Annotated in this window: 17 protein-coding genes and 1 tRNA gene; 15 read left to right on the forward strand and 3 right to left on the reverse strand. The window is 69.7% G+C overall.

Annotation, left to right across the window (positions count from 1 at the left end; all coding sequences use genetic code 11):
- Positions 1-33: 33 nt before the first annotated feature.
- Complete coding sequence (locus tag A1QA_RS0106580) at positions 34-3,006, reverse strand: ATP-binding cassette domain-containing protein (protein ID WP_017178125.1); 2,973 nt, start codon at positions 3,004-3,006, stop codon at positions 34-36.
- A 186-nt stretch (positions 3,007-3,192) separates the two neighbouring features.
- Between A1QA_RS0106580 and A1QA_RS0106585 the strand changes: the two genes are divergently transcribed.
- Positions 3,193-3,268, forward strand: a tRNA-Arg gene (locus A1QA_RS0106585).
- Positions 3,269-3,310: 42 nt separating this feature from the next.
- On the opposite strand, the gene A1QA_RS13860 is transcribed toward A1QA_RS0106585, so the two are convergent.
- Positions 3,311-4,462: a site-specific integrase gene (locus A1QA_RS13860; RefSeq protein ID WP_017178126.1), complete on the reverse strand. Its 1,152-nt coding sequence runs from the start codon at positions 4,460-4,462 to the stop codon at positions 3,311-3,313.
- Positions 4,462-4,776: a hypothetical protein gene (locus A1QA_RS16310; RefSeq protein ID WP_017178127.1), complete on the reverse strand. Its 315-nt coding sequence runs from the start codon at positions 4,774-4,776 to the stop codon at positions 4,462-4,464. Before A1QA_RS16310 ends, A1QA_RS13860 begins: the two co-directional genes overlap by 1 nt.
- A gap of 141 nt (positions 4,777-4,917) precedes the next feature.
- On the opposite strand from A1QA_RS16310, the gene A1QA_RS0106605 reads away from it, so the two are divergent.
- The 14 genes from A1QA_RS0106605 (at position 4,918) to A1QA_RS0106675 (ending at position 13,133) form a co-directional block, all read left to right on the forward strand.
- Complete coding sequence (locus A1QA_RS0106605; protein WP_017178129.1) at positions 4,918-5,151, forward strand: helix-turn-helix domain-containing protein; 234 nt, start codon at positions 4,918-4,920, stop codon at positions 5,149-5,151.
- Positions 5,148-5,879 carry a PD-(D/E)XK nuclease family protein gene (locus A1QA_RS13865; protein WP_017178130.1) on the forward strand — a complete coding sequence of 244 codons (732 nt, stop codon included), beginning with the start codon at positions 5,148-5,150 and terminating at the stop codon, positions 5,877-5,879. Before A1QA_RS0106605 ends, A1QA_RS13865 begins: the two co-directional genes overlap by 4 nt.
- Positions 5,880-5,893: 14 nt before the next feature.
- Positions 5,894-6,616, forward strand: coding sequence for a hypothetical protein (locus A1QA_RS13870; protein WP_017178131.1), 723 nt, complete (start codon positions 5,894-5,896; stop codon positions 6,614-6,616).
- Entirely contained in the window at positions 6,613-6,852 is a 240-nt protein-coding gene (locus tag A1QA_RS0106620; protein WP_017178132.1) for a hypothetical protein, read from the forward strand. The genes A1QA_RS13870 and A1QA_RS0106620 overlap by 4 nt, the downstream gene beginning before the upstream one ends.
- Complete coding sequence (locus tag A1QA_RS15810; RefSeq protein ID WP_154652302.1) at positions 6,849-7,346, forward strand: hypothetical protein; 498 nt, start codon at positions 6,849-6,851, stop codon at positions 7,344-7,346. The genes A1QA_RS0106620 and A1QA_RS15810 overlap by 4 nt, the downstream gene beginning before the upstream one ends.
- A gap of 50 nt (positions 7,347-7,396) precedes the next feature.
- A complete protein-coding gene (locus A1QA_RS0106630; protein WP_017178134.1) occupies positions 7,397-8,101 on the forward strand; it encodes an alpha/beta hydrolase in 705 nt (234 codons plus the stop codon).
- On the forward strand, positions 8,101-9,204 hold the full coding sequence (locus tag A1QA_RS0106635) for a DNA cytosine methyltransferase (protein ID WP_017178135.1): 1,104 nt from the start codon (positions 8,101-8,103) through the stop codon (positions 9,202-9,204). The genes A1QA_RS0106630 and A1QA_RS0106635 overlap by 1 nt, the downstream gene beginning before the upstream one ends.
- Positions 9,204-9,770 carry a hypothetical protein gene (locus A1QA_RS0106640; RefSeq protein ID WP_154652303.1) on the forward strand — a complete coding sequence of 189 codons (567 nt, stop codon included), beginning with the start codon at positions 9,204-9,206 and terminating at the stop codon, positions 9,768-9,770. Before A1QA_RS0106635 ends, A1QA_RS0106640 begins: the two co-directional genes overlap by 1 nt.
- Positions 9,767-10,156 (forward strand): hypothetical protein, encoded by a 390-nt coding sequence (locus tag A1QA_RS13875; protein ID WP_017178137.1) that lies wholly within the window; start codon positions 9,767-9,769, stop codon positions 10,154-10,156. Before A1QA_RS0106640 ends, A1QA_RS13875 begins: the two co-directional genes overlap by 4 nt.
- On the forward strand, positions 10,153-10,629 hold the full coding sequence (locus A1QA_RS0106650; RefSeq protein ID WP_017178138.1) for a hypothetical protein: 477 nt from the start codon (positions 10,153-10,155) through the stop codon (positions 10,627-10,629). Before A1QA_RS13875 ends, A1QA_RS0106650 begins: the two co-directional genes overlap by 4 nt.
- Complete coding sequence (locus tag A1QA_RS0106655; protein WP_026048756.1) at positions 10,626-11,006, forward strand: DUF4326 domain-containing protein; 381 nt, start codon at positions 10,626-10,628, stop codon at positions 11,004-11,006. Before A1QA_RS0106650 ends, A1QA_RS0106655 begins: the two co-directional genes overlap by 4 nt.
- 368 nt (positions 11,007-11,374) lie before the next feature.
- Positions 11,375-11,971: a hypothetical protein gene (locus A1QA_RS15815; protein WP_154652304.1), complete on the forward strand. Its 597-nt coding sequence runs from the start codon at positions 11,375-11,377 to the stop codon at positions 11,969-11,971.
- Positions 11,968-12,612 carry a hypothetical protein gene (locus tag A1QA_RS0106670; RefSeq protein ID WP_017178140.1) on the forward strand — a complete coding sequence of 215 codons (645 nt, stop codon included), beginning with the start codon at positions 11,968-11,970 and terminating at the stop codon, positions 12,610-12,612. The genes A1QA_RS15815 and A1QA_RS0106670 overlap by 4 nt, the downstream gene beginning before the upstream one ends.
- Positions 12,609-13,133: a hypothetical protein gene (locus tag A1QA_RS0106675; protein WP_017178141.1), complete on the forward strand. Its 525-nt coding sequence runs from the start codon at positions 12,609-12,611 to the stop codon at positions 13,131-13,133. The genes A1QA_RS0106670 and A1QA_RS0106675 overlap by 4 nt, the downstream gene beginning before the upstream one ends.
- Positions 13,134-13,158 lie beyond the last annotated feature (25 nt).

Here is a 13,158-nt window from a genome sequence, read left to right on the forward strand (position 1 = left end):
GGGCCCCAAATCCCGGGCTCTGCGCGGGCGCGCTCAGCGGCGGCCCCGGCGCCACAGCCCCGTGTAGCACACGGCCAGCGCGACGACGAGGATGATCCCCAGCGCGCCGAGGTTCGCCAGCCACTGGCCCGAGGTGTGGTCCCACAGGTCGTCGGCGTGGAGCGGGTTGATGGTGTTGAGGTCGACCGTCCCGGCCGTCATCGCGAAGCCCCAGCGCGAGGGCATGAACCACGCGAGCTGCTCGAAGACCGCCTTGCCCGCCACAGGGATGATCCCACCGGACAGCACGAGCTGGGCCATGATCGAGACCACGAGAACGGGCATGACCTGCTCCGAGCTCGACACATACGCGGAGATCGCCAGCCCCAGGAGGCCGGAGGCGAAGGCCACCGCCCACAGGCCGACGGCGAGCTCGAGCACGGGCGATCCCATGAGGATCGCGGACGACGGGGCCTTGTTGAGTAGCAGGGAGATCCCCACCATGAGACCGACCTGGATGGTGACGATGAGCGCGAGAACGATCGTCTTGGCCAGTAGGTAGGAGCCCGAGCGCAGTCCGACCGCCTTCTCCCGCAGGAACACGTCCCTCTCGCCGATGAGCTCGCGGATCGTCACCGACATGCCGGAGAAGGCCGCGCCGGTGACTAGGATGACGAGGAGCTGCAGCGCCTGGTTGGAGTAGAAGACGCAGGGCTGTTCGGCCGTCGGCACGGGGATCACCGGCATGGAGAAGCCGTCGCTGCCGGGGATCGCCTTGGTCAGCAGCCCCATGACCACCGGCAGCGCCAGCATGAACATGAGGTAGGACGGGTCCGCCGCGATGATCCGCAGGTGCCTGCGCACGAGGGTTGACATCTGGCGCAGCGCCGACTGCTTGGGGATCCTCTTCGTGGAGGCATCCACCTCCCGCTCCTTGGCGGGGGCGCCGCCGCGGCGGGTCGAGGGCACGGTCGCCTCGAGGTACTGCCTCAGCTCAGGGGTGTGGTTGCGGATGAGGGCGTACACGTCGGCGAAACCGTCGATCGCCGGCGGATCTGTGAAGTCGCCCTTGGGCGCGTAGAGCTTGAGCCGGCCCTGGCTGGTGAGCTCGGCGTGGCGCTGCCGGAAGTGGGCGAGGATCTGCTGGGGCGGGCCGTAGTAGACGGGCTTTCCGCCGGCGGCCAGGATGAGGACCTTGTCCGCCCGGTCGATGTGGTTCTCGTTGTGGGTGACCACGACGACCGTGCGCCCCGTGTCGCCCGGCCGGGTGCCATGCGCGAGACTCGCCAGCAGGTCCATGACGTCGCGGTCGAGCTGGGGGTCGAGCCCCGACGTCGGCTCGTCGAGGAACAGCAGGGAGGGGCGGGTGAGCAGCTCGATCGCCGTCGACACCCGCTTGCGCTGGCCCCCGGAGAGCTTCTTGACCCGCTTGTCCACGTGCTGGGTGAGATCGAGGTCCTCCAGCACCTCGGCGATCCTGCGCCGGCGCTCCTCCTTGGAGACATCCTTGGCGAAGCGGAGCTCGGCGGCGTAGTCCATCGTCTGCTGGACGGTGAGCGCCTGGTGGACGACGTCGTTCTGGGGGACCACGCCGATCTTGTTGCGCATGATCGGGTAGTGGTCGTAGACATCGATCCCGTCGAAGAGAACCTGGCCCTGCTGGGCCTTCTGCTCCCCGGTGAGGGCCTTGAGCAGGGTGGACTTGCCCGCGCCGGAGGGGCCCACGACGGCGAGCAGCTCATTGCCGGGCAGGGAGAAGGACACGCCGTCGAGGAGTCGCAGATCCCCGCCGTTGACCTCGAAGACGAGGTCCTGGCCGATGAGCTCGCCGCCGGTGCCGGCGTTGACCTGCACCTCGCAGGTGCCGTCGGGGTTGACCGCGATGAAGGTCGAGCCGATGCCGACGATGCTCGGCTGCGTCACGAGGATGCGCGGCACCCTCTGCGGACCCAGGTAGATGCCGTTGGTCGAGCCCAGGTCCGTGATGAGGATGCCCTGGGGCGTCGGCTCGATCCTGGCGTGGTGCTTGGAGACGAGCGGGTCGTCGAGGACGAGCGCGTTGTCCGGCGCGCGGCCGATCGTCCCCGCCGCCTTGATGCGGAAGGCCTGGATCGTCTGGCGGCGCATGGGCGCGCGCATGCGCTCCACGTCCTCCCCGGACGAGGGGGCGGAGAGCGCGGAGTCCGCGGGGGCCCCGGCGCTCGGCGCCGAGGGGACGCCCAGGAGCGTCTCCGCGCTCTGCCTCTGGGAGGAGTCCCCGGCCGCTGCGGGCGCCTCCGCGGACGGTGCTGAGGGCTCCGTGCCAGAGGTGCCGACAGGCTCTCCAGCGCCCCCGAGGCGCCCGGGCTCCTCCTCGGGCCGATCCGGGTGGTTCTCCGCCGGGGCGGGCTGGGCAGGGCCGGGGACCCAGGTGCTTCCCGAGGCGCTCGCGGCGTGCGGGGCGGGAATCCCCTGCGGGCCGGGTTGGCCGGCGGGTCCCATGGGCACTGGGCCGGGGGCGCCTGTCATCCCCTGCGGGCCCTGCGGCCCGAGGGGCCGAGCCGTCGGAGGCGGGTACTGGCCCGACGGAGGGCCAGCGGGCGGCTGGACGAAGGGCTGCCCGGTCTGCCCGGGCAGTGGTCCCCCGGGCGCGCCCATCGGCGGCATCATGGGCTGCCCCTGCGGCGGGCCCATCGGCATCCCCATCTGGGGTGCGCCGGGGGCGATGGGCGGTGCGACGGGACCTCCCACGGGGGTCAGGGCGATGGCCGGCCCCGAGGCATCGCCGAGCTGGATGCGCGTGCCATGGGTGATGAAGGCCTCCCTGACCGGCACGCCGTCGACGAGCATGCCGTTGCGGCCCTCGCACAGCACGTACCAGCCGGCGGGCTCGGGTCGCACGATGAGGTGGTGGCGCGAGACCAGCGGGTGGTTGACCTGGACCTGGCAGTCGGGCGTGCGGCCTACCCGGAACGGCTCGGTGAAGGTCTTGGGCTCCGCCGAGGCATGGGAGGACAGTGATTGGACGACGAGCGCGATCGGTGGCACGGCGATCCTTCCGGACGGGCAGAACAGGTCCACGTGTGGGCTGGAGTGGGATGCCGACGCGCTCATGGGTGGTGACGGGAGATCGCCCCAGCCGGGCGTCGGCGCCCCACGCCACGATACCGGGCGGAGGTGGCCGAGAGGCGGCGTGCCGTAGGCTGGGGTCGCCGCTGGGGTGCCCCGGCGCGCGCCTCCATAGCTCAATGGATAGAGCATCGGCCTTCTAATCCGCAGGTTCCCGGTTCGAGTCCGGGTGGGGGCACCATAACCGCTGGTAGCGCGCCATGCTCCCCTCGGCGCCCCTCGTCTACTGGACGGCCTCGGGCGCGTTTACGCCCCGCTTTGGTGCCAGTGTCTCCAGCGCCTCCGTGGCGTCCGGGGCCACGTCCGGGCGCTGCATGTAGTGCCGTCTAGCGACGCCCGCCCCGTTGCCGAGCTGGGCGCTCGCGGCCTCCGGGGTGCCCAGCGCCGTGGCCACGGTCCGGCGCATGGTGTGAGTCGTGACCCACTCCATGCCGATGCCGGCGCGGATGCGGCGCAGCGTGCGCTCCACGCTCTCCGGGTCCCTGACCGTCCCCGCCCTCGACGGGAAGACCAGCGTGTCGTCGAGGGGCGTCAGGGAGCGTCGCATGAGCACGTCGAGGCCGAAGCCGGGCAGGCACAGCGTGCGCCTCGACGAGGAGGTCTTGGGCCGGTCCTGCCTGAAGAGTCTGCGCGGGCGCTCGGCGGTGCGCGCGACCGTGCCGGACACGGTGACCGTCCCGGCGGACAGGTCGACGTCCTGCCATCGCAGGGCCAGGACCTCGCCGATGCGCATGCCGGTCGCGAGCTGCACCTCGACGACGTCGGCGACGTCGGACTTCGAGCGTCCTCGCGCCTCGTGCGCGGCGACGGCCTCGCGCAGGGCCGCGAGCTCGGCGGGCGTCAGGGCGCGTGGCTCCGGTTTGGCGGTGCGCGGGGCCCTGGTCGCGGCGACGGGGTTGGAGTCGATGGCGTCCAGGCGGACGGCCTCGCTCATGACCTGGGACAGGATCGTGCGGCAGGTGCGGGCCGTGCCGGGCCCGTGGCGCTCGCTGATGGTCATGATGACGCGGTCCGCCGTCTGCGGGGTGAGCTCGCGCAGGCGCAGGCGCCCGACGGCGGGGGAGAGGTGCCGGTCGAGGGCCCAGGCGTAGAGGCGGCGCGTGCCCTCGCTGCGGTCGGCCAGGCCGGTGCGCCACCGGGCGATCGCCTCGGACACGGGAGAGTCGGCGGTGAGATCGTGCCCGACCGAGTGCGCCCGCTCGGTCAGGGCGGCGGTCAGGGCGTTGCGGGCGCCCGTGCGGGAGGGGGCCGTGCGGCGCACCTGGCGGGTCACGCCGTCGTAGTCGCGGAAGCGGGCTCGCGCCTCCCACGCGCCGCCCGTCTGTCTCAGGGTGACGGAGCCCCACGTGCCGATGGGCAGTGGTGGGCGGGGCATCAGCGCATCGCCTCCAGGGCGGCGAGCGTCGCCTCGATGACGGCGCGGCGGTCATCGGGCAGCGATGCGATGCGGGAGGCGATGGCGTCGGCGCGCGACGCCGGGGAGATCTCCCCGGCGATGGCGTCCAGGATCGTCTGCGAGTCCACGCCGAGGGCGTAGGCCAGGCCGTGGACCGTGCGGGGGGTGGGCGCGGTCGTGGACTGACCCAGGGCGAACTGTCCGACGCGAGCCTTGGAGATGCCGGCGTCGGCGGCGATCTGGGCGTATGAGCGTCCGGATCTGCGGATGAGGGCTGAGAGGGAGTCGGTCATGCGCCCATGATGACGATTTCCGGCAAATTCGTCCAGTGTGCGGTTCAGTGCGGCAGCGTGTTGTTGATTTTCGACTCAGTTGCGTCTAGTGTCGTCGGCATCTACTAGACGGTCTAGTGGATGACTGACTCAGGAGCAGTGATGATCACGACCACCACACGCGAGCTCGACGCCCTGCCGGCGGGCCTGAGCGTGCGCGACTGCTACAGCGTCGCCGAGGCGTCCCGCCGCCTCCGCGTCGCCCCATCCACCATCTACGCTTCCCTCCGGCGCGGCTCCCTGCCCGGCTACGCCCGCCCCATCGGACGGGGCACCCTCATCCCGCGCGACGAGGTCGACCGCCTCGCCCCGATCAGCATCGGCAACGCGGCATGACCACGACACTCACCTTCGACGAGAAGCGCCACCGCTACACCCTCGACGGCCGGCCCGTCCCCGGCGTCACCACGATCATCGGCAAGGCCCTGCCCAAACCCGCCCTGCCCTACTGGGCCGCCAAAGTCGTCGCCGAGACCGCCGTCAACACCTCCGGCACCCTCGCCCACGACGTGGCGACCATGGGCGCCGACGCCGTCATCAAGACCCTCAAGCGCGCCCCCTGGGCCGAGCGAGACAGGGCAGCCATCCGAGGCACCGCCGTGCACGCCCTGGCCGAATCCCTGGCCCACGGCGACGACGTCGACGTCAACCCCCAGATGGTCCCCTACGTCCAGGCCGCCGCTGACTTCCTCGACGCCCACGACGTGCGCCCCATCGCCACCGAGGCACGCCTGGCCTCCCGCACCCACTGGTACGCCGGCACAGCCGACCTCTTCGCCTGGGTCGACGGAACCCCCACCCTGTGCGACTGGAAGACCTCCAAGAGCGTCCACGGCTCCCACTTCCTCCAGCTCGCCGCCTACGCCAGCGCCGACTTCATGGTCCAAGACGACCAGGAGGTCCCCATCCCCCTCGTCGACCGGATCGCCGTCGTCCACCTGACCCCCGACGGCGCCCGCCTCGTCGACGGCCCACCCATCGAAGCGGCCATGGAGGCCTTCACCAGCGTCCTGGCCGTCTCCCGCCTCATCCCCACCATCGATTCCTGGGCCCCCGCCCACTGACCAAGGACCTACAAATGACCGACCTGATCAACACCCACCCCACCAGCCTGCGCGAGGACCTGGATACCGCAGCCTCCACCGGGGCCGGCCCCGTCGCCCTCGCCGACAGCGCCCGACGCAGCCTGTCCGCATGGGCCGACTCCATGCAATTCGCTAAGGCCCTCGCCAACGCCCTGACCAGCACTGCGCAGTGCCCCGAGGTCTTCAGGGGCAAGCCCGCAGACGCGGCCGCAGCGATCATGAGGGGCATCGCGCTCGGCCTGGACCCCACCACCGCCCTGGAATCCATCTACGTCGTCGCTGGCAAGACCGGCCTGTACGCCCGCTCCATGGTCTCCATCGTCCTCGCCGCAGGCCACGAGATCTGGACCGAGGAATCCACCCCAGAATCAGTCACCGTCTGCGGACGGCGACGCGGCAGCGAGCACATCGAGCGCTGCACATGGACTATCCAGCGCGCCCAGCAGGCCGGCTACACCTCCAACAAGAAGTACTCCTCCGACCCGCAGGCGATGCTCTACGCCAAGGGCGCCGCTGAGGCCTGCCGCCGCATCGCCCCGGACGCGCTCGCGGGCATGGCCTATTCGGTGGAGGACATCGAGCTGGAGAGCACCGAGCCGGTGCGCATCAGCCGGAAGCGCAAGCCCAAGACCGCCGAACCGGCCCCCAAGACCGCCGAACCGGCCCCCGAGGCCGTCGAGGTGGGCGAGGCCGTCGTCGAGGAGGCCCGGCCGTGAACGCCGATCAGCGCGAGTGGACGTGGAGGATGCTCCAGAGCGTCCCCCTGACCCACCAGAGGTGCGAGGCCATCGCCGACCTCATGGACGAGCTGCGGTCGGCGCGCATGGTGCTGACCAGCCAGGTCACCGCCGAGATCCGCCACGGGGAGCGCCCCGTCATGATCCTGCGGTTCACCGCGCGCCCCATGACCGAGAAGCAGGCGAAAGAACTCGGGATCGAGGCCCGGCAATGATTTTCCCCGAAAAGAAGAGGACGACGCTGGAACGCACCACCGTCGAAGGCTTCGACACGTTGAGACTCTCACCACGACTTGGTTACCTTGACCTCATTGCAACTGACGCGTTGGATCACAATTATGCAGTTCTACAGGGCGAAGATTTCAACCTCCTTCTCCCACCGGAAATACCCGGCGTTAAACCTTTCGAGCCGTCTGGGCGAGTCTCCCGCGTATTCTCGGGCACTCACGCGCCGTACAGCGCGTTCGAAATGAAGCGACTAGTGGCGAGAGTACTCGCTCTCTTCAAATGCCCCGTGATACAGCGCAATGACGTGGTCATAGAGGTGGCGGACAACCGGTGCTGCTATATCGCTGAGGAACCTGACGACGTCGTCTACGTGCTCTTCAACGGGGATGGCATGGCAGATGTGTTTGACACCTTCTTGCCGCGCACATTCGAAGGCGTGGCGTCAATCGTCTGCACACTGATCGACGGGGACAGTCTGTGACGAACATTAGCCTGAGTCTCCACACCACTGACTAGTAGCAAGGAAAGATCATGATATTCGTGAGAAGTATCTTCGAGAATGGGCGTCCGTTCGTGATCGCCGAGAACGGAGGCGCCGCCTGGGTCGCAGACCCAGTGTTCGACAAGGTGATCATGAGCCCGTCCTCCCGCATCGAGCGAGTCCTGCACGAGCGCGTCCTCCTCGCCGAGGCTTACAACGGGACCAAGACGCTGGAAATCGGTGACGACACAGCTATTTACATGCGAGACAGCCTCGTCCGGAAGAGGATCGTTAGCGTCGCCGCCCTGACGTCAGTCAAAGCCGAACCATACGCTCTCGGTGTCACTGTCGGCTGCGATACGGCCACCGTCATCAGTTTATCGGGACGCAATAGATGGTACGCGCCGTGGTTACCCTGCTCGTACAGCACCGAGGAAGCCATTGATAAAATTGTCGAGCGAGTCTCGCAGGCCGAACCGGCCCCGAGCGCTTACCGTGCCATATTGGAGACCAATGGCATCCTGAAAGCCCTGCACCTCAACATGTGCCTCAATTATGTCGTCTCCAACGACCAGCATCGCATCGGATGGGGCATTTACAAGCACGGCATAGAGATCATCGCCGGCCCATATCCCAGCGATCTGGTCGTCTACCGCCATATCAACAGAGACGGGATTACCCTCACCCCCGTCCAGGCCGCAGAAATGGCCGCCGCCTCCATCCTCACGGACTTGGCCGACGAATGGGATGCGTGATGACCACCGTCGGATCATTGTTCGCCGGATACGGGGGCTTGGACCTCGCCCTCGGCATGCTCGGCCCCGTGCGCACCGCATGGGTGGCTGACATCGAGCCCGGCCCCCGCGCGGTGCTCGCCCACCGGTACCCGGACACCCCGAATCTGGGTGACGTCACCCGCGTGGACTGGGCGCGCGTGGAGCCCGTGGACGTCATCACCGGCGGGTCGCCCTGCCAGGACCTGTCAACTGCGGGGCGCCGGGCGGGCATGCGCCCCGGCACGAGGTCGGGGCTCTGGGAGTCCATGGTCACCGCCATCCACCGGCTCGCCCCGCTGGTGGTCATCTGGGAGAACGTCGCCGGGGCCTTGTCGGCCCCGGCATGGAGTAGGAGTGACGATGACGATTTCGTGGGAGCCCGAGGCTGGACTGTGGACCAGGAGCAGCCCCTATGCCGGGCGCTCGGCCGTGTGGCAGGAGACCTGGCCGACCTCGGGTATGACGCGCAGTGGACGACTGTGCGCGCCTCCGACGTCGGCGCCCCCCACCGGCGAGCCAGACTCTTCCTGCTCGCCACGCGGCGGGAGGCTGCTGCCGACGCCCTCCGCATCATCAGCGACTGGCCCCGGCACCCACGGGACGGGCGCCCCGAACCTCCAGACCGTGATCGCTCGGCTGTGAGGCTCCTGCCGACCCCGAAGGCGCAGCCCGAGCAGCGGCAGTCCCCAGGGTACGGGCTCTCGCTCGGAGACCTGGCCGTCAGCACCGCTGAGCGCGGCGGCATCGACTACGGCACCTACCTGCCGGCCATCATCCAGTGGGAGACTCTGACCCGCCCGAGCCCGCCCCCCACCGAACCCACCCCCACCGGGCGACGCCTGTCCGCCCGGTTCGTGGAGTGGATGATGGGCCTCCCCGAGGGGTGGGTCACCGACGTGCCGGGCGTGTCCCGCACCGCGCAGCTGCGCCTGCTCGGCAACGGCGTCGTCCCCCAGCAGGCCGCCCACGCCCTGAGCATCCTCGCCGGCTGGGCCGCCATGGGGGGGCACGCCCCCGAGGAGACGGATGAGCTCGGCACACCGGACATGCTCGCATCCCTCATCGCGAGGGAGGCCTGCTGATGAGACTGGCGATCGCCGACCCGCCGTACCTGGGACGCGCCACCCTCTGGTACGGCGGCGGACAGCACCCGCACTACGGCACTCCCGGGAGAGCCAAAGGACGCAGGCGCGAGGATAGAGAGTGGCATCCTGATGCCGGCCTGTGGGATGACCCCGAGCAGCACATGGAGCTCATGACCGACCTCGACCTCCACTGGGACGGGTGGGCGATGGCGGCGTCCGCCAAGACCCTCGGCGAGCTCCTGCCGCACGCGGACCTGCTGGGCGCCAGATGCGGCATTTGGCATGTCACCAACGCCATCCCCGACGGCGCCAGGGTCAGATCCACCTGGGAGGCGCTCATCTTCCGCGTGCCCGACTCGCGTCGCGCCGCCAGCACCGGCATGAGCGTCCCCGACACGCTCCAGGCCCCCCACCCCCAGGCCGGGCTCGTCGGAGCCAAGCCTGACCAGTGGGTCACCTGGGTGCTGGATCTCCTGGGCTACGACCCCGCCGAGGACACTGTGGACGATCTCTTCCCGGGGTCCGGCGCGGTCTCCAGGGTCATCGCGGGGAGGCTGCTGTGACCTCACCCATGATCCTCACCCTCGACGTGCCCGCGTCCCTGTGGCTCACCTCCAATGGCCGCTACCACTGGGCCGAGAAAGCGAGGCGCGTGCGGGACCTGCGGGCCATCGCCCGCATGCAGGCACGCCGCGCCCACCTCCCCAAGCACCTGGCCCGGGCCCGCATCGAGGTCTTCGTGCACGGCCGCACACGCCGACGCACAGACCCCGCCAACGCCTACCCCACCATCAAGGCCGCCGTGGACGGGCTCATCGACTACGAGTTCCTCCCCGACGACGATGCCACGCACCTGATCGGCCCCGATATGCGCATCGGGGCGGCCATCCCCGACCTGCCCACCGGCGCCCACCGACTCACCCTGCACATCACTGAGGAGACACCATGAACCGCGTCATCCGAGAATCCCGCCCCATCTCCCGAGGCCGCGCCCACTGCGACGTCTGCGGACGCCGCATCGCCCCGGGAACTCGATATGGCTCCGACACTGTGGCCGACGAGGGCAGCATCTGGCGATTCAACGAGTGCCCCGCCTGCCTCGACGTCCGCTCCTACGTCATCGACTGGGCCGAAGAGCTCTGGGAGGAGAACCCAAGGGGCATGACCTACGAGTGGCACAGCGAAATGCTGGGCCACTCCAGCGACGCGGACTATCTGCCCCGTGTCCTGTCAGGACAGATCCGCCTCACTGAGGACGCGGCGCGCGAGGCCATCGCCGCGCACCTCCACGGCCTCAACCAGGACGCCAGCGACGCCGAGGCGAAGGACAGAATGAACCCGTGGTCTGAGGAGGAGTGGGCAGCGTTCACGTGGCGCATGCGCACCAGCCGGGCACTCCACCCCGAGGGGGTCGCAGCATGACACCCAAGCGGGTCCAGAGGAAGCGCGCCACGGGGTGGCGGGCACCCATGTGCTCCTGCGGATGCGGCAAGCCCGCCATCTATGTCGGGCGCGGCACCAAGTGGGGCAACCCCTACAAGGTCGTGCGCGACACCAACGACTGGAAGGTCATAGACCTCGCCTGCCACGGCTACCTCGACGTCCTCGACACGCACCTGGACTACGAGGCGGCGCAGGCGTCCGCCGTCTGCTACTTCCGGGACATCTTCGCTGACGACCTGCTCGGGCAGGTCTACGCCGAGGAGGAGCTCGGCGGGCACGACCTCATGTGCTGGTGCCCGCTCGACGCCCCCTGCCACGCCGACGTCCTACTGGAGTACGCCAACGTTGGGAGCTGAGCATGAGGATCCGGACCATTAAGCCAGACTTCTGGACGAGCGACGACATCGCCGCCCTCACCTACTTCGAGCGCTTGCTCTTCATAGGCCTGTGGTCCTATGTGGACGACAACGGCGTGGGGCGCGACAGTGAGCAGCTCATCCTGTGCTCACTGTTCCCTCTCGACGCACTCACTGAGGGCTCAGTGAGTGTTCACGGAGGCCTCATGACGCTCTCAAACAGGGGGTTGATCACCCGATTCCGGGGCCCCGACGGGGGGAGTTATCTACAGGTCAATGCGTGGGACAAACATCAGCGCGTGAATCGCCCGTCGAAGCCGAGATATCCGCGCTATGACGCCGAAACCTGCACACTCACTGAGGGCTCAGTGAGTACTCATGACACCCTCACTGAGGGCTCACTCCCGGAACAGGGAACAGGGAACAGGGAACAGGGAACAGGGAAATTCTTCGTCGGCGATGAGATCGCCGACCCCGATTCGCCGCAGCCCTCGCCCCCGGCCTCCGACGGCTACGTCGAGCCGCCGGGGCTGGGCGTCGCCCTGGTCTCCAGCGAGCGCGAAGAGCTCGCCCGGGACAAGCGCGCCGTCGGTGGAGTCGACGACGAGGACCGCCCGGACGTCGAGCGGGTCTGCGACGCCATGGCCGACTCCGTCCAGCGCCGCACCGGCAAGCGCCCCCGCATCACCAGGGCCTGGCGCACCAGCGCCCGGCTCATGATCGACCGCGACCAGGTCACCGTCGACAGCGCCCTCGCCGCCATCGATTGGGTCGAGGGCGACGACTTCTGGCGCGCCAACGTCCTGTCCATGCCGACGCTGCGCAAACAATTCGACCGGCTCCGCCTGTCCGCCCAGCGCGATCGGGCGCCGCGACTGTCCCAGGCCGAGCAGATCTTCCTGGACTCCCAGCGCCCGTCCGAGGAACCGGCGCCGCTCCCGATGATGATCGGGGGCGCGGCATGATCACCACCCAGGCGATGGGCCGCGTCCTGTACGCGCTGACCCTGGCGAACCTGAACTTCGCGATGCGGGGCCAGGACGCCTTCTGGGCCCAGGCCATCAACGCCGCCGCCCCGGACGCCACCGAGTCCGGGCTCATGGCCGGCGCCGCCTGGCTCGCCACGCGCCGCGAGACATCCGAGAGGGCGCCCAAGGTCACTCCCGGGGACCTCCTGGAGGCGATGCGGTCCGCGCCCTCGGGCTCCTACGCCGAGCGCCGGGCCAGGCTGCGCGACGAGATCGCCGCCCACGGCGAGTTCATCCCCGCCGGGCTCGGCCGTGAGCCGGCCGTCGAGATCGCCTGGCGCCGGATCGCCCAGGAGCGGTTCATGGACGGCCTGGACCGCGACTCGGCCGAGGACGCCGCGTGGGACGCGATCGGGCGGACCCCGCCGCCGGCGATCGAGGGGCCGGACGTCCTCGGCGGACTCACCGGCCCGGAGCGCGCCCGGGAAGTCCTCCGCAGGCTCAGAACCCCCCCGGATCATCCACCGCTGCCGCCTAGAACGCGACAGAATGCGTCGGATGCACCCCGGGAAGGGTGGGGTGGAAAAAGTTCCTCAGATCGGCTCACAGGAAATGCACGGAACAGGACGGGACAATGAGTGAGTGGGTGGACTGGATCCAGTGGGGCGCCCCGGAGGTCGCCCGCCGCATCGCCGCGCTCGACCCGACCCCCGGCAGGAGCGGGCACGGCCCGGCCGCCGGGAGGTTCGCCGGGAGGTTCGCCGGGCGCGCGCCCGCCAGGCACGCCGTCATCGCCCTGGCCCAGGACGCCGCCCGCATCGTCCGCGAGCGCGAGGCCATGCACCGGGGCGTTCTCAGGGCGGGGCTCGCCCGCCTCGGGCTGGCCGAGGGGTGCGCGTTCCTGGCGGCCACGGCGGCCGAGGTCGAGCGCACCGACTTCGAGGTGCTGTGGGGCACCGGGCGGGCGCTGACGCTCCTACTGGCGCGCTGCGATCAGGTCGAGGGGCTGGCCGAGCCGGTGCGCGTCCTGCGGGACTGCGACCCGCCGTGCCCCGAGTGCGGGCACGGCGTCGTGCTGTTCGACGGGGAGAGGGCGGCGTGCCTGCGGTGCCGGGCGTCCTGGGTGCCGGCGCTGCCGCCGCTCCGCCAACCAGAATGAATGCTGAAGATCACTCTTAGGGGGT

Origin of the sequence: Actinomyces timonensis DSM 23838 (assembly GCF_000295095.1) — a bacterium.
Taxonomy (GTDB): domain Bacteria; phylum Actinomycetota; class Actinomycetes; order Actinomycetales; family Actinomycetaceae; genus Actinomyces; species Actinomyces timonensis.

Excerpts from the sequence above, each read along its gene's own strand:
- A1QA_RS13860 (WP_017178126.1), bottom strand. The coding sequence starts at position 4,462 with ATGCCCCGCCCACCACTGCCCATCGGCACGTGGGGCTCCGTCACCCTG.
- A1QA_RS16310 (WP_017178127.1), bottom strand. The coding sequence starts at position 4,776 with ATGACCGACTCCCTCTCAGCCCTCATCCGCAGATCCGGACGCTCATAC.
- A1QA_RS0106605 (WP_017178129.1), top strand. The coding sequence starts at position 4,918 with ATGATCACGACCACCACACGCGAGCTCGACGCCCTGCCGGCGGGCCTG.
- A1QA_RS13865 (WP_017178130.1), top strand. The coding sequence starts at position 5,148 with ATGACCACGACACTCACCTTCGACGAGAAGCGCCACCGCTACACCCTC.
- A1QA_RS13870 (WP_017178131.1), top strand. The coding sequence starts at position 5,894 with ATGACCGACCTGATCAACACCCACCCCACCAGCCTGCGCGAGGACCTG.
- A1QA_RS15810 (WP_154652302.1), top strand. The coding sequence starts at position 6,849 with ATGATTTTCCCCGAAAAGAAGAGGACGACGCTGGAACGCACCACCGTC.
- A1QA_RS0106630 (WP_017178134.1), top strand. The coding sequence starts at position 7,397 with ATGATATTCGTGAGAAGTATCTTCGAGAATGGGCGTCCGTTCGTGATC.
- A1QA_RS0106635 (WP_017178135.1), top strand. The coding sequence starts at position 8,101 with ATGACCACCGTCGGATCATTGTTCGCCGGATACGGGGGCTTGGACCTC.
- A1QA_RS0106640 (WP_154652303.1), top strand. The coding sequence starts at position 9,204 with ATGAGACTGGCGATCGCCGACCCGCCGTACCTGGGACGCGCCACCCTC.
- A1QA_RS0106650 (WP_017178138.1), top strand. The coding sequence starts at position 10,153 with ATGAACCGCGTCATCCGAGAATCCCGCCCCATCTCCCGAGGCCGCGCC.
- A1QA_RS0106655 (WP_026048756.1), top strand. The coding sequence starts at position 10,626 with ATGACACCCAAGCGGGTCCAGAGGAAGCGCGCCACGGGGTGGCGGGCA.
- A1QA_RS0106670 (WP_017178140.1), top strand. The coding sequence starts at position 11,968 with ATGATCACCACCCAGGCGATGGGCCGCGTCCTGTACGCGCTGACCCTG.
- A1QA_RS0106675 (WP_017178141.1), top strand. The coding sequence starts at position 12,609 with ATGAGTGAGTGGGTGGACTGGATCCAGTGGGGCGCCCCGGAGGTCGCC.